Raw genomic sequence first — 18,784 nt, forward strand, 5'->3', positions numbered from 1 at the left:
CGGCAACGGGTTCGAGGAGACCGACGAAGTTCACGACACGGCCCTGCCCGCCGGCGCGCAGCATCGGCAGCAGGGCCTCGGTGAGACGGCGCTTGGCGTGGAAGTTCAGCTCGAACTGCCGCTGCCACAACGCTTCGGTGAGCACGTCACCGGGCCGTTCGGCCGCCCCGGCGACGTTGACGAGCACGTCGGCCCTGCCGTGCTCCTCGGTGACCGCACCGGCGATGTGTCGGGCGGCCACCGGGTCGGTCAGGTCGGCCTCGACCACCAGCGGCCGCACCGCCATCTCGGCGGCGACCTCGTCGAGGAGTGCGCGTCGGCGGGCGACCAGCACCACGCGGGCGCCCTCCGCCGCGAGCGCGAGTGCGGTGGCACGGCCGATTCCGGCGCTCGCACCGGTGACGACGGCGACGCGTCCCGTCAGCAGAAGATCCACCGTTCCTCCCTACAAAATCAAGCAAGTGCTTGATACATTACGGACGGCCTCCCGGCGACGGAAGAGGTGCGACACGAGCGAGGAGCCCTGACCATGACGAGCCAGACAGAGCGCCAGCCGATACCGGATCTCGACTACCTGATCATCGGTGCCGGCGTCTGCGGGCTCTACCAGCTGCACCAGCTGCTGGAGCTCGGGGTGTCGGTGCGGGTCGTCGACGCGAACGCGGGCCTCGGCGGGACGTGGTTCAACAACCGCTACCCGGGCTGCCGGTTCGACTCGGAGTCCTACACCTACCAGTACTCGTTCTCCCGCGAGCTGCTCGACGAGTGGGACTGGAAGGAGCGCTTCGCGCCGCAGCCGGAGACGCTGTCCTACCTGGAGCACGTGGCGGACCGGTTCGGCCTGCGCCCGCACATCAGCCTCAACACGATGGTCGAGCGGGCCGAGTGGGTCGAGGAGGGCCTGCACTGGCTCGTGACGATGGCGGACGGCGCCCAGCTCCGGGCCCGCTTCGTGTTGTGCGCCATGGGACTGCTGTCCGTGCCCACCTACCCGCGAGTCCCCGGCCGCGGCACGTTCCGCGGCGTGGAGACCCACACGTTCGACTGGCCGGAGGACCTCGACGTCACCGGCAAGCGCGTGGTCGTCATCGGCACCGGTGCCAGCGGGGTGCAGGTCATCACGGACGTGGCGGACAGGGTCGAGCAGCTGACCGTGCTCCAGCGCGACGCCAACTGGTGCGCGCCACTGGGCAACGCGCTCATCACGCCGGAGGAGATGGCGCGGCTGCGCGCGTCGTACGACGACATCTTCGCGTGGTGCAGGGAAACCCCGGCCGGCTTCGTGCACCGCCCCGACCGCACGCTGTCGACCGACGTCACCCGCGAGGAACGCCTGCGGCACTGGAACGACCTGTACGACAACGGTCACGGCGCCGCGCTCTACATGGGCAACTACCGCGACACGATGATGGAGGCGGGGCCCAACCGCGAGCTGTCCGAGTTCGTCGCCGACCGGATCCGGCAGCGCGTCACCTCCCCGGAGGTCGCCGAACTGCTCATCCCCAAGGACCACGGCTTCGGCAACAAGCGGGTGGCGGGGGAGTCCGGTTTCTACGAGGTGTTCAACCAGGACAACGTCGAGCTCGTCGACCTGATGGCGCACCCGATCCTCGAAGTCACCCCCGAGGGCGTCCGCCTCGACCTCGGCGGCGGCGAGACGCGCGACATCGGGGCCGACGTCATCGTCTACGCGACCGGCTTCGACGCGGTCACCGGTCCGTTCGACCGCATCGACTTCGTCGGCGTCGACGGCGTGCGGCTCAAGGAGCAGTGGAAGGACGGCCCCGAGACCTGCGTGGGCGTCCAGGTCACGAACTTCCCGAACCTCTTCATGCTCGTGGGCCCGCAGTCCGGCTCCGCGACCGCCAACTTCCCGCGCGGCATCGAGGACGTCGTCAACTGGATGACCGAGACCGTGCGCCACATCGAGGCGAACGGTGTCGTCCGCGTCGAGGGCAAGCGGGAGGCGGAGATCGCCTGGGTCGACCACGTGCGCGAGATCAACAGCAAGCTGCTGCTGGCCCACTCGAAGTCGTGGTTCAACGGGCACAACATGAACCTCGACCGCGACGACAACCCGCGCGTGATGGTGTACCTGGGCGGCGCTCCCCGGTACCGGCGGCGGCTGCAGGAGGAGATCGACGGCGGCTACCCGAGTTTCGAGCTCCGCACGGCGCCGTGAGCCTTGCGGCACACGCGGTGTGGAAATTGCGCCGATCAGGGCGTGCCGGGCCGGTGTGCCCACGTCGGCGTTGGCTGGTTGGCACCATACGACCATGTCGGAGGGACGCCGCAACATCGCGCGCTGGGTGATCGGCTCCGTGGTGCAGGCGGACACGGTGCAGGGGGACGTGCACGTCCACCAGGTGGTCGGCCCGGAACCGGTGTCCGTCCTGGAGTTGCTGGCCGGCCTGGTGCGGCGGCAGTGGCTGGAGGAGATGAAGCACCGGCGCCTGCTCGTGCCGCAACCACCGCTGCCGGTGCGCCTCGTGGCGGCGGGCGACGACGTCGTCGACGACTGGCGCAACATCCACCGCGATCCGGGCCGGCCGGACGCGGCCGACCTCCGCGGCAGCTACGACGACGTGCTGCGGTTGTGGCACGCGGTTCCCGGCGCGGCGGAAGGCCGTGGCCGGCTGGCCGTGGTGGGCGAGCCGGGAGCGGGCAAGACCGCGCTGGCGCTCAACCTGCTCGTGGAGATCATCAGGAACCGGGCGCCGGGCTCCCCGGTGCCCGTTCTCGTCGACATCGCTTCGTGGAACCCCCTCGCCGACAATCTCATGACCTGGCTCGAAGAACACTTGGAACGCGCTTACCCGTTGCTGCGTCAGCACACCGCGAACAGCCGCAGCGCGGCATACGAACTCGTCTCCTCGCGGCTGATCGTTCCCGTGTTCGACGGCCTCGACGAGATGATGCCGCCCGCTCGGCGCGTGGCGGCGATCGGCGGACTCAACGACAGCCTGTCCGACGACCACCCGTTCGTGCTCACATGCCGGCTCGAGGAGTACCGGCAGGTGTGTGCGTCCGGTGCCCGGCTCGCCGGTGCGCCGGTGGTGCTGCTGGTGCCGGTGCCGCTGGACACCACGAGGCAGTACCTGGAGCGCACCGCGCCCGGCACCCGCAAGTGGCAGGACTTCTTCACCGCCCTGGCGCAGCGCCCCCGGAACGACCCGTTGCGGGAGGTGTTCGCCAACCCGCTGATGATTTCGCTCGCCCGCTGCGGCTACAGCGACACCGCGGCAGACCCGGCGCGGCTGCTCCGGCCCGAGTTCGCCTCGCGCGCCGCGATCGAGGACCACCTGCTCGACGGTGTCGTGTCGCTGGCCTTCCCGCACCGCCCCTCCCGGCACCCGGTCGCGGCACGCTGGCACGGCAAGCCCGCGGACCGCTGGCTGCGCGAGCTCGCCGCGACGACGGCGCGCGAGGGTACCGGCGACATCGCCTGGTGGCGGCTGGAACGGCAGGTGCCGCGGGTGTTCTTCGGAGCCGCGTTCGCGGTGCTCACCATCCTCGCCGTGCTCCCGCTCGCGGCGTTCGCGGTCGGTCTCCGCACGGGCGCGACGTTCTGCTCCGCACTGGCCCTCACGGTCATGGTCATGGCGTTCTGGCGCAGGCCGAACGCACCGGCGCTGATCCAGGTCCGCTTCCGCTGGTCCAGATCGGCGTGGTCGCCGGACATCTGGCGCAACGTCCTCGGGGCCGCCGGCATGGGAGCGGTCACGGCGGTGGTCGTCGGACCCGTCGCCGGTGCCGTCACCGCGGGCGCGGCGGCGCTCGCCACCCTCGTGGTGCGGTCGACCCGCACGATCCCGGTGGACACCGAGGTGCGAACTCCCCGGGTCACCATGGCCGAGGACCGTGCGGTCGTCCTCCAGACGTTCGCGGTCCTGGCTGTCCTGATGGCTCCGGCCGTCGTCATCGCGACCCTGGACACGACATGGACCACGCCGGTCGCCCTGGCGGTCGGCGCGGTCGCCGGGCTGTTCACGATGCCGACGAGCCCGTGGGTGTGGTTCGTGCTGGCCCGCTGGTGGTTCGCCGCCTGCGGGAAGCTGCCCTGGCGGCTCATGCGGTTCCTCGACGACGCCCACGCCCTCGGCGTGCTGCGGCAGGCGGGCAACGTCTACCAGTTCCGGCACCTGCGTCTGCGAGAACGACTGGCCGCCGCGGCCGACCTGCGCTGAACCCGGCGGGGGACGCCTCGTGCCGCGGGAGCAGACGAGGGGCCGCGAAGGAACCTGAACATCATCTACTCGGGTTCTCGACACGTCGTCGCGATGGTGACGGGCATGCGAAACCCGCGGAGCGCACCGGCGCGGCGATGAAGCTGATGGCCGACTTCGACGAGAACGACGCCCCGCGCACAGTCCTGCGCGGCGAAGGGAGTCGCCGTGGCATCCTGGACGCGGCCGAGGACCTCTTCACCGAACGGGGCTTCGCACGCACGTCGCTCAGGGACGTCGCGGAGCGCGCCAGAACCGGTCGCGGCGCGATCCTCCTGCACTTCAAGGACAAGGACGGTCTCGCCATGGCTGTCGCGGAACGCGCGGCCGGCCGCCTCCGGGCCGCCGATCACCAGCCGGCCGCGTCCCCGCTCGCCGGCCGGATCTCCGCGCTGCTGGAGCACGGCGACTCGGCGCTGGTGCTGGAAGTGCTCGTCCACGTTCTGAGTGCCCGCAGCGAGGTGCGCCGGCACCACCGCGACTTCCTCGCCAGGAGGCGCGAAGGCGTCGAGGCCCTGCTGGTGCGGCGGCGCCCGGCGCACGTGGACCCCGTCGCGGCGGCCGGCCGGGAACGCGCCGCCGCGGTGGCGCTCAACGGCGTGCTCCTGGGAATCCACCTGCAGGTCCTGCTCGACCCGGAGTCCGTCGACCTCGAAGCCGCACTCACGTCGGCCGTGACGATGTTCGACCGGAACCTGGACGACGTCTGGCGCTAGCGCCTGTCCGCACGCGCCCGGATGACGGCCGTTGTCACCGGAGCGGCAGTGTGGGCTACGTCGGGGCAGGGCTATGCCGGGGGAGGGGTGCGCCGCAGCAGGAGGACGACGAACCCGAGGAACCCGCGGTAGCCGCCCAGCCAGCCGGCGCGGTGGTCCGCCGACATCCGCAGGGCCCGGTCGCTGTCGGGGTGCCCGGGGTTGTCGAGTCCCCACCGGGCGAGTGTGCCGGTCCAGCACCACTCGTACTCGTCCCACTCCGCGATGGTGCTGATGTAGCCGTAGACGGGCGTCCACCCGTCGGCGACGACCTGGGCCACGGTGGTCGGGAGGTCGGCGTAGGTCTGCGGCCCGTTCTCCATCTCCGCGCGGACGGCGGGGTCGGGCTCGCGTTCCCAGAAGCAGTCGCCGAGCAGGAGCATCCCGTCGTCGGCGAGGTGCTCGCGTGCGGCGGTCAACGTCGGGAGCAGCCCGCCGAACGCGTAGGCGGCCCCCACGCTGAGCACCAGGTCCGCCTTCCTGTCCGAGCGGTACCCGGCGACGTCCTGGCGGCGCAGTTCCAGCCGATCGGCCAGGCCGAGCCGGGCGGCCTCGCCGAGGACGTGGTCGAAGCCCGCACCCGAGATGTCGACCCCGACAGCCGTGGTGCCGTCGTGCGCCTGGAGCGCGCGCAGCAACCAGGTGCCGTCGCCGCAGCCCAGGTCGAGCAGGTGGTCGTGGGTCCCGCGAACGGCCCGGCGGAGGAGGTGCTCCACCGTGCTGTCGCTCAGTGGAGCCGAAATCGGGTGGTCTGCGTGCGCGAGAGCGGCGAGTTCGTGTCGTTCCACGAGCGCCGTGTCTAGCAGAAGGTCGTGGTCAGCGGGGTCCGGGGAACGTCGCCAGTCCCGCTTCGGCCAGGCGGGCGGCGCGGCGGACCTCGCGGGCCACGGCGTCGATCGCGTCCGGCAGGGGGTGGCCGGGGCGCACGTGGGTCCGCAGGGCGCGGAACTGGACCCGCCACAGGCCGAGGAGCGTCGCCGCGGCGATCTGCGGCTCGGGGTCGTCGGGACGCAGCCCGCTGCGGCCGGCGAGCGCTTCGGCGGCGATGTCGACGAACCGGTCGGCGGTGTCGCTCTGGTGCGCCCGCAGGGACGGGGTGCTCCGGATCAGGTCGCCGAACCGCCGGTACCGAGCCAGTGCGCGGTCGGGGTCGTCGTCGGCGGCGAGAGCCGTGGCGAGGCCGTCCCGTTCGCGGTCGAGGATCGCCAGCATCGCCTCGACCGGGGTCAGCGCCGGGTCCGGCAGGTGGGTGCGCAACGCGTCGGCCATCGCCTCGAGCCGGTCCAGCAGCAGCGCTTCCTTGCTCGGGAAGTAGTTGAAGACGGTCTTCTCGGACACCCCGCACGCTTCGCCGACGTCGGCCACCCGCACGGCGTCGAAGCCGTGCTCGAGGAACATCCGCGCGGCGGTGTCGGACAGCTGCGCGCGCATCGCGCGCTTCTTGCGCTCGCGCAACCCCTCTGCGACCGGACGGCCGGTCTCCGCTGTCGGCATGCGGTCATCCTACTTCAGCCGCATGAAAAATACTGCTACTGTAATTTTACAGCAACTGAAGCTAGGAGATCGTGGTGTCCGAGATCCACCTCGTCCGCGACTACCCGCACTCACCCCTGAAGGTCTGGCGGGCCATGACCGACCCGGACCTGATCCCGTACTGGACCTCGACCGGCAAGGGGGCCCGCGCCGTCGGGTTCGAACCGGTGGCCGGCACCAGGTTCCAGTTCGTCGCCAAGCCGATGCCCGGCTGGCGTGGGATCGTCGACTGCGAGGTGCTGGAGGTCCGCGAGCGGGAACTGCTGCACTACACCTGGACAGGCGCGGAGGGCGAGACGCCGAGCCACGTCCGCTACCGGCTCGAACCCACGGCCGACGGTACTCGTTTCACCTACCACCACACGGGTTTCGCGGGCATCGGCGGTTTCGCCATGGCCAAGCTGCTCGGCTCGGTCCGGGCCAAGATGCTCACCACCGGCGTGCCGGCCCTGCTCGCCGAACTGGACGAGACCGGCGCACTGCTGCCAGACGCGCCCTTGCGGCTGACGGGCTCCCGATGAACGTCCTCGCTCAGACCGCGCTTGTCACTGCTGGGCGCGGCTGGAGGCAACGTGTTCGACAGTTGCGCACGGCCATGAGCACACTGCGCGCGTGATCCGTTTTCGCTTCCGCCTCAGACCGCTGGCCGAGGTGGAGCCCTGGGGTGACGGCACTCTGCACTGGTACACGAGCTATCTCGCCGCCGCCCCGCACATCCTGTGGTGGCGGTCGGTCGCCGACCAGGACACGGTCACGGTCGACTGGCGGCACCGCAACGGGGACGCAAGTGATTGCGCCCTGCCCGAGGCAGGGACGGGCATCTGTTCCCACCGAGATGTTCCTGCGCGCCGTGGAGGAGTTCGACCGGGAACTGATCGCCGCGATGGACCAGCGCATCGCGGAGGTCGAGGCGGGCGGCCTGGCCGCGGACATCCGGCTGGACCTCGAGCAGCTCCACCGCGAACACCGGCAGCGTTCCGGCTCCCTGCGGGCCGCGATGCGGCGCGTACCCGCCACGGACTGGACAGCCGTTCGCGAAGGCGCCGCGCGGATCTTCCCGACGTGGACTCCGGATGTTCGGCAGCCGCCGGGACGCGTGCCGTGAGCGTCAGCTCCCGGTGGCGACGAGCACGAGCACGCGGTCGTCCGGCACGAGGTAGGCCTTGGCGAGCCACTGGTCGGCGGCGAAGGCCTGGTCGAGCCGGTCGCCGGTGAGGAAGCTGCCGCCGGGCAGCTCACCGCGCAGGCCGTCGACGACGTCCGGCGTCTTGCCCGCGGGCTCGGGGTCGTACGCGGACTGGAGCTCGTCGACCTTGCTCGCCGGCAGCGTGATCACGGCGTCGATCCAGTAGGTCGACGGGCCCGGCGCGCGGCCGGAGCCGAAGGTGCCCGACATCCAGCGGGCCTGCTCCGGGGTGCCCAGAGCCGCGAACCGCTTGGTGAGCGGCTCGAGGTCGGTTTGCAGCTCGCCCGTGCCGGACTTGCCGGCGGTTTCGGTGGTGCGCACGGTCGTTCCCGCGTTCCACACCGACTGGCAGCCCGCGGTCAGCACCGCGCACAGCACCACGGCGGTCAACCTGGTGAAGCTCACCGGCACTCCCTCGGGTTGTCCGGGGTGGTTCCCGGTCCGCGGTCCGACCCGCGTGGTGCACGATTCTCGCCCCGCGCTCCGACCGGTCCACCGGGTGGGGCCTCGCTCAGCCTGGAACGACACGCCGGGGTGCCTGATTTGTCCGGCCGAGGTGGTTACAGTGCGCCGGTGATCAATGGTCGGCGCCACCCTGGCCGCCTGGTGGTGCTCGCGTTCGCGGTCGCCGTCACCGTGGGCACGTCGCTGTTCCTGCTGCCGGTGGCGGCCGAGCCTGGCAGGACGACGTCGTTCATGACGGCGTTGTTCACCGCCGTCTCCGGCCTGACCGGGACCGGGCTGTCCGTTGTGGACACCGGCACGCACTGGTCCACCTTCGGCGAGGTCCTGCTGCTCGCGCTCGCCCAGGTCGGCGGCTTCGGGATCATGACGCTCACGGCGCTGCTGGCGCTGATGATCTCCAACCGCATCGGGCTGCAGCTGCAGCTCACCGTCAAGACCGAGACGAACACGCTGAACCTGGGGCAGGTCCGCCGGGTCGCGCTGGGTGTCGTCGCGATCAGCCTGGTCGTCGAGGCGGCCGGCACGGTCGCGCTGGGGCTGCGGTTGTGGCTCGGGCACGACTACACCCCCGGGCGGGCCTTCTACTCCGGGTTGTTCCACTCGGTGTCGGCGTTCAACAGCGTCGGCGTGTCGATCTACCCGGACAGCCTGACGCGGTTCGCCACCGATCCGTGGGTGGTGGTGACGATCGTCCTGCTGGGGGTGATCGGCGGGCTGGGGTTCCCGGTGTTGTTCGAGGTGTTGCGGGGCCGGCGGCGCAAGCGGTGGTCGTTGCACACCCGGATCACCGTGCCGGTCTACCTGTCGCTGATGGCGTTCGGCGCGGTGTTCGTGCTCGTCGTCGAGTGGGCGCGGGCCGGCACGCTCGGGCCGTACGGGGTGGGGGAGAAGGTGCTGATCAGCTTCTTTCACGGCGCGCAGCCGGGTACGGCGGGGTTCAACAGCCTCGACGTCTCGCAGTTCCAGCCCGCGACGTTGCTGGTGAACGACATGTTGATGTTCATCGGCGGCGGTAGCGCGGGCACCACCGGCGGCATCAAGGTGACGACGTTCGCGTTGCTCGCGTTCGTGCTGCTCGCGGAGGTGCGTGCCGAACCCAGCGTGCACGCGATGGGGCGCCGGCTCGGCAACGACGTGCAGCGCCAGGCCGTCACGGTGGCGCTGATGGGGGTCGGGGCCGTCATGACCGGCACCCTCGTCATGCTCGCCACGTCGTCGTTCCGGCTGGACGACGTGCTGTTCGAGGCCGCGTCGGCCTTCGGCGGCGTCGGCATGTCCACCGGCATCACAGCGCAGCTGCCGGTGGTGGGCCAGGTCGTGATGATGGCTCTGATGTTCATCGGCCGGCTGGGTCCGATCACGCTGGTCTCCGCTTTGGCGCTGCGCGAACGCAGTCGCCGTTACGAACTACCCGAGGAGCGTCCCGTTGTCGGATAAGCAGGCCAGCCGCGTCGTCGTGATCGGCCTCGGGCGGTTCGGCAGCTCGCTCGCGCTCGAACTGGTCAGCCAGGGCACCGAGGTCATGGCGATCGACCAAGACCCGAAGCTCGTGCAGCGGCACGCCGACGACCTCACGCACACCGTCGTCGCCGACAGCACCGACGCCGAGGTGATGCGGCAGCTCGGCGTGGACGAGTTCCAGCGCGCCGCGGTCTGCATCGGCACGAACCTGGAGACGAGCATCCTGACCACCGCGGTCCTGGTCGACTTCGGCATCTCGACGATCTGGGCGAAGGCGATCAGCCGCGAGCACGGCCGCATCCTCGAACGCATCGGCGCCCACCACGTCGTCCTGCCGGAGCACGAGATGGGCGAACGCGTCGCGCACCTCGTGACCGGCCGCATGCTCGACTTCATCGAGTTCGAGGACGACTACGCCATGGTCAAGACGCGGGCGCCGCGGGAGGCCGTCGGCCAGACGCTGGGGCAGAGCAAGCTGCGGCAGAAGTACGGCGTGACCGTCGTCGGGGTGAAGCGCCCCGGCGAGGGCTTCACCTACGCCACCGCGGAGACGGTCGTCCAGGCCGGCGACGTCCTGATCGCGGCCGGCCGGACGGCCGAGGTGGAGCGGCTCGCGGACCTCACCTGACCGTGGCGGGCGCTCGGCCGAGGAACTTCTCCAGGACCGTGTTGAACGCCGCCGGGTTCTCCAGGAACACGAAGTGCGAGCTGGCCTCGGTGACCGGGAAGACGTGCAGTTCGGCGCCGGGGACCCGGTCGGCGATGTAGCGCTGGGACTCCGGGCTGACGTGGCTGCCGTCGCAGCCGAGGACCAGGGTGGGCACGTCGATGCGGGGGAGCACGTCGCGCCAGTCCTGGGCGCAGTGGTCGAAGAGCAGGGGGACGGCCGCGTAGGCGGGCGTGGCGGTGATCTCCCAGGCGACGAAGTCCCAGATCTCCGGGGCGGTGTCGCCGGAGAACATCGAGCGGACGAAGGCCTCCCGGACGGTCGCGCCGTCGGGGCCGTGCAGGTCGCCGTTGAGGGCCAGCAGGCCGCCCACGTCGAAGATCGCGCCCGACTCCGCCTGCTCGGCCGCCGACATCCAGGGGACGGCGGCCACGGCGGCCGGCTGGTCGACGACCACGAGGGTGCGCAGGCGGGTGGTGCCGCGGGTGTCGACGTGGCTCCACAGCACGGAGGCGCCCATCGACCAGCCGAGGGCGTCGACCCGGTCCAGGCCCAGGTGGTCGAGCAGGTCGGCGAAGTCCTGGGCCAGGCGGGCGATGCGGTAGCCGTGGTGCGGTTTGTCCGAGAGGCCGTGGCCGCGCTGGTCGAGGGTGATCACGCGGCGGTCCGGCAGGCCGTGCAGCTGGTGGCGGAACATCGCCTGGGTCTGGCCCCAGCCGTGCAGCATCACCAGGGGCACCGCGTCGGCCGGGCCGCCGGAGTCCTGGTAGGTCAGCGTGACGCCGTCGTTGGTGCGGAGCGTGGGCATGGCGATCTCCTCGTCGAGTCGGCCCGGCTGGGGTGCAGTGTCGGGCCGGTGCCGTCCGGGCCACCACCGCCGGGCGACGAGAGTTCAGGTCGAGGGTTGCTCCGATTGTCGAATGACGTCGGCCAGGACGAGGCCCGCGTGCAGGGCGAGTCTCGTGCCTCCGTCGCCCACGACGTCCAGACCGGTGAGGTCGCGGAGCCTGCCCAGCCGGTAGTAGAGCGTGGTCCGGTGGACGTGGAGCCGTTCCGCGGCCAGGGGACCGTTGCCCGCGGTGTCGAGGTACACGCGCACGGTCTCGGCCAGCTGGCTGTCGGCCGCGCGCAGCCGGTGGAACTCGTGGGGCAGCAGCGCTTCGGTCAGGGCGGAGTCCGGAATGGACAGCAGCGGGCCCAGGGCGCCGAGGTCCTCCCAGGCCGCCACCGGTCCGTGCAGGCCCAGGGCGGCCGCGCGGCGGGCCAGGCCCGCCCGGTGCAGCGAGGTGCCGGCGTGGTCGAGGCCTTCCCCGGTGCTGCCGATGCCCGCCACGCAGCGGAAGTGGCCCAGGGCGAACTCGTGGACGCGGTCCAGTACATCGGCGATCCGCTCCGGCAGCGCCTGCGGTGAGTCCAGCAGCACCACGGCGCGGTCGCCCGTCACGGAGACCAGCCGGCCGGCGGGGCGCCGGGAACCGGACAGCGCCTGGCGGAGCGCGACTTCGACGTGGGCGGTCGTCGTGGTGGTGGCACCGGCCACCGCGATCTCGACGGCGGTGACCGTGGTGAACCGGCCCGCGCGGCCGCTCGCGTGCAGGGCCTGGCGGGCGGTGCGGCGGGCGGACGGGTCGGAGGCCACCAGGTCGAGCACGAGCTGGTCGTCGGTGTCCTCTGCCGACGCCGTGGTCTCGTCGTGCAGCAGCAGTGCCAGCTCGCGGGCGGACTCGTTGACCCGGCCGAGCTCGGCGGTGGTCATGGACTGGTCGGCGTCCATCACCATCAGCAGGCCCAGCAACGCGCCCTCCCAGCGGACCGGCACGCACACCCTGGCGTGCATGCCGATCGCCTCGTTGGCGGGGATCAGGCCGGTCCTGGTCCAGGTCGAGACGCCCTGCGCCAGCACGTGGCCGCGGGCGGCGGGCTGGGCGACGTGGTCCAGCACGGCGCGGATGCGCACCGGGTCCTCGTCGCCGTAGTGCGGGCTCGCGTAGAGCATCTGCATGGCGGGGTCGTTCACCACGACCGACCGCGACAGCTCCGCGGCGAGGCCGTCGATCAAGCCGGACACGGCCCTGCTCGTCATGCGCCGGATTCTACAATCGGAGCATCGGGCGCCGCGCTTTCTAGTCGGTGGACGGTGGGCCGGGGGCACGGGGCGGTGTCATCGTCGGCGGATGGGCGAACGGGAGCTGGACGGCCGGGTCGTGGTCGTGTTCGGGGCGGGCTCCAGCGGGCGGGGGCTGAGCAACGGCGAGGCCGCCGCGCTGGCCTACGCCCGCGCCGGTGCGGTGGTCGTCGCCGTGGACCGCGACGCCGCCGAGGCCCGCCGCGTCGCGAAGGAGATCACCGCAGACGGGGGAGTCGCGCTGGCCGTGACCGCCGACGTGACGGTGGAGGCCGACGTCGCCGCCGCGGTCGAGGCGGTGGTGGCGGCCTTCGGGCCGCCGCACGTGCTGCACAACAACGTCGGCGCGTCGATCCTCGGCGACCTCACCGCGACCGACCTCGCCACCTGGAACCACGGCCTCGCGGTCAACCTGACCAGCGCCTACCTCACCTGCCGCTACACCGTGCCGCACATGCTCGCGGCCGGGCGCGGTGCCATCGTCAACGTGTCGTCGCTGGCCGCGATCCGCGACACCGGCTACGTCTACCCGGTCTACAGCGCGGCGAAGGCGGGCCTGAACCAGCTGACGGTCTCGCTCGCGCTGACCCACGCCCGCGCCGGGCTCCGCGCCAACGCCGTGCTGCCCGGCCTGATCGACACCCCGATGGCCGCCGGTCAGGTGACGGCCGACGCGGCCGCGCGCCACGCCGCGAGCCCGACCGGGCGGATGGGTTCCCCGCACGACGTCGCGAACGCCTCCGTGTTCCTCGCCTCGGACCGCGCCGCCTACGTCAACGGGGTCTGCCTGCCGGTCGACGGCGGCCTGTCCGCCCGGTCGGCCTGACGGGCGCCGCCGGTCACCGGGAGTGGCGGCCTCTACGGTGGTGCCGTGGCCGACACCCGACAACGCCTGATCGACGGCGCGATCGAGACCATCCGCACCCAGGGGCTCACCGGCACCACCGCACGCAGCATCGCCGCGACCGCGGGGGTCAACCAGGCGCTGGTGTTCTACCACTTCGGGTCCGTCCACGACCTGCTCCAGGCCGCCTGCCTCGCCGCCACCCGGTCGCGGGTCGAGCCGTTCGCCGAACGCCTCGAGCAGGTCACCGACCTGCGGCAGCTCCTCGCGGCCGGCCGCGCCCTGCACACCGAGGAACGCGCGCGGGGCAACGTCATGGTGCTCGCCCAGCTGCTGGCGGGCGCGCAGACCGATCCCGCGCTGGCCGAGGCCACCTCCGCGGCGCTGCAGCTGTGGATCACGCCGATCGAGGCGGCCCTGACCAGGTTGCTGGCCGGCTCGCCGGTGGCGGAGCTGGTCGACACGGCCGGGCTCGCCCGCGCGGTGAGCGCCGGGTTCGTCGGGCTGGAGCTGTACGAGGGCGTGGACCCGGCCGGGGCGCAGTCGGCGCTGGACGCGCTCGACCGGCTGGCTGTGCTGATCGAGGTGGTCGACGACCTCGGGCCGATCGCGGTCCGCGCGCTGCGCGCCAAGCTCCGCAAGACGGCCAGGAACAGCAGGTAGCGGCCCCGCACCCGATCCATTTGAGCATCTGCTCAAATCCGGCTACCCTCCGGTTTGAGCAGATGCTCAAACCGGAGGAGGTGTCGTGGCGCGACGAAAGCTCTACGTGGAGACGGTGATCCGGGCCGACCTCGACGAGCTGTGGACGCGGACGCAAGAGCCGCACCTGCACCAGCGGTGGGACCTCCGCTTCAGCAGGATCGAGCACCTGCCGAAGACGGATCCGGACGCCGCGCAGCACTTCCGGTACGCGGTCCGGGTCCTGCCGGGACTGGAGGTGGGCGGGACCGGCGTGAGCGTCGGCGAGCGCACCACGCGCGACGGTTCGCGCACGTCGGCGCTGCGCTTCGGCTCCACGCACCCGCTGTCGCCGATCCGGTCGGGCGCGGGCTACTGGCGGTACGTGCCGACGGGCGACGGCGTCCGGTTCCTCACCGGCTACGACTACCGGCCCGGCTGGGGCGCGCTGCCGGACCGGCTGGTCCGCCCGCTGATGGGGTGGGGCACGGCGTGGTCGTTCGACCGGCTGCGCCTGTGGCTCGAACGCGGCGTGCCGCCGGAGGTGTCGCTGCGGCGGGCACTGCTCGACGCGGGCACGCGAGCCGCCTTCTGCGCCCTCGCCTGGTGGGCCGCACCGGTCGCGCTCGCCGCGGCCGTCACCGCCGGTGCCCTCCTCGCACCGCCGCTGCCGTCCACCCCGGCCGCCCGCAGGTGCAGGCGCACCCCGCCCGACCGCCGTTCGTCGACGGCGCCCTCGACCCTGCAGACCCTGGAGCACCCGTGACGTCGATCTTCCAGCGCGCCCTCGGCGCCGACTTCGACCGCCTGCACCCGCAGCTGCGCCGCCGGTTCGGCTTCGCCTCCGCGGACGGCGTCGCGTGCGTCGGCACCGGCACGATGGACCGGGTCTGGCACGGCCGCGGGTTCACCCGGCCGTTCCTGCGGCTCGGCGCGCAGCGCCACATCCTGCTGCCGGGCGAGGGGAGCGACGTCCCGTTCACCATCGAGAACTACGCCTACCGCGACTCGCTGGGCCGGGAGACGGTCACGTTCGTCCGCACCTTCGACCTCACCGGGCCCCGCCGCTGGGACGCCACGATGATCCACAGCCCCGAGCGCGGCTGCGTCGTGGACTACCTGGGCACGCACCAGCACCTCGCGGTCGACCTGCGCCTGTCGGTGGACGACGGCGGCGGGCTGGTGATCCGCAGCGGCGAGCAGCGCTTCCACGAGGGACCGCTGCACTTCCGCGTCCCCGGCCTGGTGACGGGCCGGGCGGAGGTCCGCGAGTCCTACGACGACGACCTGGGCCGGTTCCGCATCTCCGTCGAGGTCACCAACCACCGGTTCGGGCCGCTCTTCGGCTACCACGGCACGTTCACGTGCGCGTTCCCCGAAGGCGGTGCCGTGCCGGACGCGGTCAGGCCGGTCCGGGAACAGGCGCGGGTCTGACGTCATCCCCGGCCGGCGGGCCGGATCGGCCAGTTCAGGACGCGGCGCGCCGTGCCGCCGAACAACGCGGTCTTGTCCGCCGTGGACAGATCGGCCCGGTCGAGCAGGTGGTGCAGCGCCTGGGCGTAGGAGTGGCGACCGGGGTACGCCGGCAGCGGTGCCAGGCCGGGCAGCCGCCCCAGCACCCGGTGGTGGTCGCTGCCCCACAGGCAGCGGTCCACGCCGAACGCGTCGAGCACCGCGGCGAGGTGCGGCCAGACGTCCGGGTACGGGTAGTCCGCCGTGGACAGCGTCGGGGCTCCGGAGAGCTTCACGGACACGGTGGGGAACTCGGCCAGCGCCAGCAGGTGCCCGAGGTCGCCCCAGGCCGGATCGGCGACCGGCTGATACGGCGGCTGCGGCAGGCCGAGGTGGTCGACGACCAGCGGCAGCGCGGGATGCGCCCGTGCCACGGCCGCCACACCGGCCAGGTAACCCGTCGCGAGCATGCTCACCGCGACGCCATGGCGTTCCGCGGCGGTGAGAAGGCGGTCGTACGCCCCTGCCCGCAGCCGGTGGGCGTTGGCGGGCGGCATGGCGGTGACCACGCGCAACCCCACGACGCCGGGTGTGCCGCGCAGTCCGGCCACCTGCTCCGCGATGTCGGGCGCGGTCTCGTCGAGCTCCAGCACCGCGGCGAACCGGTCCGGGTGGCGTGCGACCACCGCCTCGAACGCCGAGGACGGTGCGATGTGGGGACTTCCCACGAGTACCGCGGTGTCGACGCCCGCGGCGTCGAGTTGAGCGACGAGCACCTCGCCCCGCAGGTCGTCCAGCGATTGGTCACCGTGCGGCCACGTCCTCCTCGGGCTCGGGAGGTGCAACTGCGCATCGAGGATCTCCACTGCCTTGGCCCCTTTTTCCTGTTGATCGGCTTGCCGGGACCACGATCGCGCCTGCCGCCGACCGGCGTCCAAGGCCTCTTCCGCATCAGGACATGCGGTGCGGGCATGGCGGCAGGACAGCTCGCCTAACCTGAGGCGGTGTCCGAACCACTCACAGCGGCCGACCTCGATCTGCGGTGGGTGCGGTACTTCACGGTCGTCGCCGACCACGGGCGGTTCGGCTCGGCGGCCGAGGAGCTGCACATCACCCAGCCCTCGCTGAGCAGGCAGATCCGGGCGCTCGAACGGCGGCTGGGCGTCCGGCTGCTGGACCGCACCGCCACGGGCAGCCACCTCACGGAGGCTGGCCGGGCGTTCCTGCCCGGAGCGAGGTCGCTGCTCGGCCTCGCGGCGCGCACGGTCGCGCAAGCGCGCGCCGCGACGCAGCCGCGGCGGGTCGTGATCGGGTGGACCTCGAACCTCTTCGTGACGGCGGCGGTGCGCGAGCTCCGGCACCGGTACCCGGAGTGCGAGGTCGTGAGCCGGTACGTGGAGTGGCCGGACGTCCACCCGGCTCTCTCCCGGGGTGACGTGGACGCCGTGGTGACCCGCGTGCTTCCCGCGGCGGAGGGGCTGGACGTGACCGTGCTCTTCGGGGAACGGCGGGTGCTCGCCGTGGCGGCGGACCACCGCCTGGCCGGCCGGGGATCGGTCACCCTCGACGACATCGCCGCCGAACAGGTGCCCCGCCTGGCCGGGGACCCCGTCCGGCCCGGCGGCGGTTCCGCTCCCGGCGGACCGGTGGTCCCCCACCGCCGAGGACAAGATCGAGCTCGTCGCCTCCGGGCAGGCCGTCGCGATCGTCCCCGCCGGTGTGCCCTGCGTCGAGCTGCGCCCGGACCTGGTGTCCGTGCCGCTCGACGACGGCCGCGCGGGCGAGGTGGTGCTCGCCACGCGGGCCGGTGGGAGCAGTCCGCTCGTCGAGGACTTCGCCGCGATCGTCCGGGATCAGCGCTCGTTGCCCGCGCGCAGCCAGGCGATGTAGTCGGCGGCGGCCGCGGCGGTGCCGTACTCGGGCTCGAAGCCGGTGTCCTCGCGCAGGCGGGTGATGTCGAGCCAGCGCACCGGCACCTCCCCGGCCGAGGGGAGCTCGAACCGGAACACGGGCTCGACGGAGCCGATCGCGGCGATGACGTCGGCGTTGCTCGTGGCGTGTCCCGAGGCCACGTTGTACGTCGAGTGGGACAGCTTGCCGGCGAGCTGCAGCAACGCGAGCGCGCGGCCGGTGTCCTTGACGTACAGCAGGTCGAGCGCGTCCTCGGCGTGCGGCGGCGCGACGAGTCCGGACAGGTCGGGGGCACCGCGCCGGGCCGCGGCCTCGGCCAGCGACGGGGCCGCGAAGAACGGGTCGGGCAGGTGGCCGCCGGGTCCCCAGGTGCCGGAGATGCGCGCGGTGACGATGTCCACGTCCGTCACCTCCGAGAGGTGGCCGGCGAGGAGTTCGGTGATCTTCTTGAACGTCGGGATGGGGTGGGAGCGCTCCAGCGAGAGCGGCACGTCCTCGGTCAGCGCGCCCTCGGAGGCGAAGCCGTAGACGCCGATGGTGCTCGCGGTCACGACGCGGCGCACACCCCAGGCCCGCGCGGCGCGGACGATGTTGAGGAACGCGCCCAGCGCACGCTCCGTGCTCTCGATCGGGTCGTCGTCGGTGACCGGCCACGGCAGCGCGACCGCGAGGTGCACGATCCCGGTGATCGGGTACCGCTCGCCCACGGCGAGCAGGGCGTCGAGGTCGGCGACGTCGGCCTGGGCGACGTGGACGGGCAGGTCCGCCAGGTGCGGGGGGAGGTCCGGGGTGCGGCGCTGGAGCAGCACGCACTCCTCGCCCGCGTCGGTGAGGGCGCGGACGGTGTGGGAGCCGATGAAGCCGAGGCCTCCGGTCACGAGGATCATGGTCGCGCCTTTCGCAGTGAGTCTGATCGTCAGTAGTGCTGACGATCAGGGTAGGCCTAAGATGGGCGTCGTGTCCACCGAGCCGAGCACCGCCGACCCGCACGAGGTCCTGGCGTACCTCCTCAAGCACGCGACCCTGAAGCTCACGGCGTCCACGGACGCGGCGCTCGCGCCGCTGGGGATCGACGGCAAGGACTTCGGGGCGCTGCGGGTCCTCGCCCACCGGGAGCCGTCGTCGCAGCTGCAGGTGGCGCAGACGCTCGGCATCGACCGCACCACGATGGTCGCGCTGCTCGACGTGCTGGAGCGCAAGGGGATCGTCACGCGGCGGCCGGACCCGGCGGACCGGCGCCGCAACGTCGTCGAGCTCACCGAGCAGGGCCTGCGCACCTACGACGCGGCGCAGGCGGCGTACCTGGAGGCCGAGAGCGCGTTCCTGGCCGGGCTGAGCCGGACCGCGGCCGACCAGCTCCGCCGGACGTTGCGCACGATCGTGCAGGACTGACCCGGCCGCGCGTGACCCGAGTTCGTCATCCGAGTTCACGTCGCGGAAACCAGCGTGCCGCGGGCGCCGATCTAGGGTCGTCCCAT

The 18,784-nt window shown here is 72.3% G+C and carries 21 protein-coding genes and 1 pseudogene; 14 read left to right on the top strand and 8 right to left on the bottom strand.

Annotated elements, in window-relative coordinates:
• A partial coding sequence (locus ACFWGZ_RS20565; protein WP_382453143.1) for an SDR family oxidoreductase occupies positions 1–436 on the bottom strand: 436 nt, incomplete at its 3' end.
• A 93-nt stretch (positions 437–529) separates the two neighbouring features.
• On the opposite strand from ACFWGZ_RS20565, the gene ACFWGZ_RS20570 reads away from it, so the two are divergent.
• The 3 genes from ACFWGZ_RS20570 (at position 530) to ACFWGZ_RS20580 (ending at position 4,942) form a co-directional block, all read left to right on the top strand.
• Positions 530–2,182 (top strand): flavin-containing monooxygenase, encoded by a 1,653-nt coding sequence (locus tag ACFWGZ_RS20570; protein WP_382453144.1) that lies wholly within the window; start codon positions 530–532, stop codon positions 2,180–2,182.
• Positions 2,183–2,276: 94 nt separating this feature from the next.
• Entirely contained in the window at positions 2,277–4,187 is a 1,911-nt protein-coding gene (locus ACFWGZ_RS20575) for an NACHT domain-containing protein (protein ID WP_382453145.1), read from the top strand.
• Positions 4,188–4,324: 137 nt separating this feature from the next.
• Complete coding sequence (locus ACFWGZ_RS20580) at positions 4,325–4,942, top strand: TetR family transcriptional regulator (protein ID WP_382453146.1); 618 nt, start codon at positions 4,325–4,327, stop codon at positions 4,940–4,942.
• Positions 4,943–5,013: 71 nt separating this feature from the next.
• Here the strand turns inward: ACFWGZ_RS20580 and ACFWGZ_RS20585 are convergent, their stop codons facing one another.
• Together ACFWGZ_RS20585 and ACFWGZ_RS20590 are read right to left on the bottom strand one after the other, a co-directional pair.
• Positions 5,014–5,697 (bottom strand): SAM-dependent methyltransferase, encoded by a 684-nt coding sequence (locus ACFWGZ_RS20585; RefSeq protein WP_382453147.1) that lies wholly within the window; start codon positions 5,695–5,697, stop codon positions 5,014–5,016.
• A gap of 100 nt (positions 5,698–5,797) precedes the next feature.
• Positions 5,798–6,475: a TetR family transcriptional regulator gene (locus tag ACFWGZ_RS20590; RefSeq protein ID WP_382453148.1), complete on the bottom strand. Its 678-nt coding sequence runs from the start codon at positions 6,473–6,475 to the stop codon at positions 5,798–5,800.
• A gap of 74 nt (positions 6,476–6,549) precedes the next feature.
• Here ACFWGZ_RS20590 and ACFWGZ_RS20595 point away from each other — a divergent pair, with 74 nt between their 5' ends.
• A complete protein-coding gene (locus tag ACFWGZ_RS20595) occupies positions 6,550–7,035 on the top strand; it encodes an SRPBCC domain-containing protein (protein ID WP_382453149.1) in 486 nt (161 codons plus the stop codon).
• Between the two features lie 266 nt (positions 7,036–7,301).
• On the top strand, positions 7,302–7,619 hold the full coding sequence (locus tag ACFWGZ_RS20600; RefSeq protein ID WP_382453150.1) for a DUF5984 family protein: 318 nt from the start codon (positions 7,302–7,304) through the stop codon (positions 7,617–7,619).
• Between the two features lie 3 nt (positions 7,620–7,622).
• On the opposite strand, the gene ACFWGZ_RS20605 is transcribed toward ACFWGZ_RS20600, so the two are convergent.
• Complete coding sequence (locus ACFWGZ_RS20605) at positions 7,623–8,105, bottom strand: hypothetical protein (RefSeq protein WP_382453151.1); 483 nt, start codon at positions 8,103–8,105, stop codon at positions 7,623–7,625.
• 168 nt (positions 8,106–8,273) lie between these two features.
• Here ACFWGZ_RS20605 and ACFWGZ_RS20610 point away from each other — a divergent pair, with 168 nt between their 5' ends.
• Together ACFWGZ_RS20610 and ACFWGZ_RS20615 are read left to right on the top strand one after the other, a co-directional pair.
• The gene (locus tag ACFWGZ_RS20610; protein ID WP_382453152.1) at positions 8,274–9,602 is read left to right on the top strand and encodes a TrkH family potassium uptake protein; all 1,329 of its coding nucleotides are present in this window, start codon (positions 8,274–8,276) and stop codon (positions 9,600–9,602) included.
• Entirely contained in the window at positions 9,592–10,254 is a 663-nt protein-coding gene (locus ACFWGZ_RS20615; RefSeq protein ID WP_382453153.1) for a potassium channel family protein, read from the top strand. The genes ACFWGZ_RS20610 and ACFWGZ_RS20615 overlap by 11 nt, the downstream gene beginning before the upstream one ends.
• Here the strand turns inward: ACFWGZ_RS20615 and ACFWGZ_RS20620 are convergent.
• On the bottom strand, positions 10,247–11,101 hold the full coding sequence (locus ACFWGZ_RS20620; protein ID WP_382453154.1) for an alpha/beta fold hydrolase: 855 nt from the start codon (positions 11,099–11,101) through the stop codon (positions 10,247–10,249). The genes ACFWGZ_RS20615 and ACFWGZ_RS20620 overlap by 8 nt on opposite strands.
• 84 nt (positions 11,102–11,185) lie before the next feature.
• A complete protein-coding gene (locus ACFWGZ_RS20625; RefSeq protein ID WP_382453155.1) occupies positions 11,186–12,376 on the bottom strand; it encodes a PucR family transcriptional regulator in 1,191 nt (396 codons plus the stop codon).
• A gap of 91 nt (positions 12,377–12,467) precedes the next feature.
• Between ACFWGZ_RS20625 and ACFWGZ_RS20630 the strand changes: the two genes are divergently transcribed.
• The 4 genes from ACFWGZ_RS20630 (at position 12,468) to ACFWGZ_RS20645 (ending at position 15,377) form a co-directional block, all read left to right on the top strand.
• Entirely contained in the window at positions 12,468–13,244 is a 777-nt protein-coding gene (locus ACFWGZ_RS20630) for an SDR family NAD(P)-dependent oxidoreductase (RefSeq protein WP_382453156.1), read from the top strand.
• A 45-nt stretch (positions 13,245–13,289) separates the two neighbouring features.
• On the top strand, positions 13,290–13,925 hold the full coding sequence (locus ACFWGZ_RS20635) for a TetR/AcrR family transcriptional regulator (protein WP_382453157.1): 636 nt from the start codon (positions 13,290–13,292) through the stop codon (positions 13,923–13,925).
• Between the two features lie 85 nt (positions 13,926–14,010).
• On the top strand, positions 14,011–14,709 hold the full coding sequence (locus ACFWGZ_RS20640) for a hypothetical protein (RefSeq protein ID WP_382453158.1): 699 nt from the start codon (positions 14,011–14,013) through the stop codon (positions 14,707–14,709).
• Positions 14,706–15,377: a DUF4166 domain-containing protein gene (locus ACFWGZ_RS20645; protein WP_382453159.1), complete on the top strand. Its 672-nt coding sequence runs from the start codon at positions 14,706–14,708 to the stop codon at positions 15,375–15,377. The genes ACFWGZ_RS20640 and ACFWGZ_RS20645 overlap by 4 nt, the downstream gene beginning before the upstream one ends.
• A 2-nt stretch (positions 15,378–15,379) precedes the next feature.
• Here the strand turns inward: ACFWGZ_RS20645 and ACFWGZ_RS20650 are convergent, their stop codons facing one another.
• Entirely contained in the window at positions 15,380–16,261 is an 882-nt protein-coding gene (locus tag ACFWGZ_RS20650) for an amidohydrolase family protein (protein ID WP_382453160.1), read from the bottom strand.
• Positions 16,262–16,441: 180 nt separating this feature from the next.
• Between ACFWGZ_RS20650 and ACFWGZ_RS20655 the strand changes: the two are divergent.
• Together ACFWGZ_RS20655 and ACFWGZ_RS20660 are read left to right on the top strand one after the other, a co-directional pair.
• Positions 16,442–16,921, top strand: a pseudogene (locus ACFWGZ_RS20655) (LysR family transcriptional regulator); the annotation flags it as partial.
• 193 nt (positions 16,922–17,114) lie between these two features.
• Entirely contained in the window at positions 17,115–17,285 is a 171-nt protein-coding gene (locus tag ACFWGZ_RS20660) for a hypothetical protein (RefSeq protein WP_382453161.1), read from the top strand.
• Here the strand turns inward: ACFWGZ_RS20660 and ACFWGZ_RS20665 are convergent.
• Positions 17,249–18,193 carry an NAD-dependent epimerase/dehydratase family protein gene (locus tag ACFWGZ_RS20665; protein ID WP_382453162.1) on the bottom strand — a complete coding sequence of 315 codons (945 nt, stop codon included), beginning with the start codon at positions 18,191–18,193 and terminating at the stop codon, positions 17,249–17,251. The two genes, ACFWGZ_RS20660 and ACFWGZ_RS20665, sit on opposite strands and share 37 nt — an antisense overlap.
• 70 nt (positions 18,194–18,263) lie before the next feature.
• Here ACFWGZ_RS20665 and ACFWGZ_RS20670 point away from each other — a divergent pair, with 70 nt between their 5' ends.
• Complete coding sequence (locus tag ACFWGZ_RS20670; protein ID WP_382453163.1) at positions 18,264–18,698, top strand: MarR family winged helix-turn-helix transcriptional regulator; 435 nt, start codon at positions 18,264–18,266, stop codon at positions 18,696–18,698.
• Positions 18,699–18,784: the final 86 nt, after the last annotated feature.

Origin of the sequence: Lentzea sp. NPDC060358 (assembly GCF_042725365.1) — a bacterium.
Lineage (GTDB): Bacteria > Actinomycetota > Actinomycetes > Mycobacteriales > Pseudonocardiaceae > Lentzea.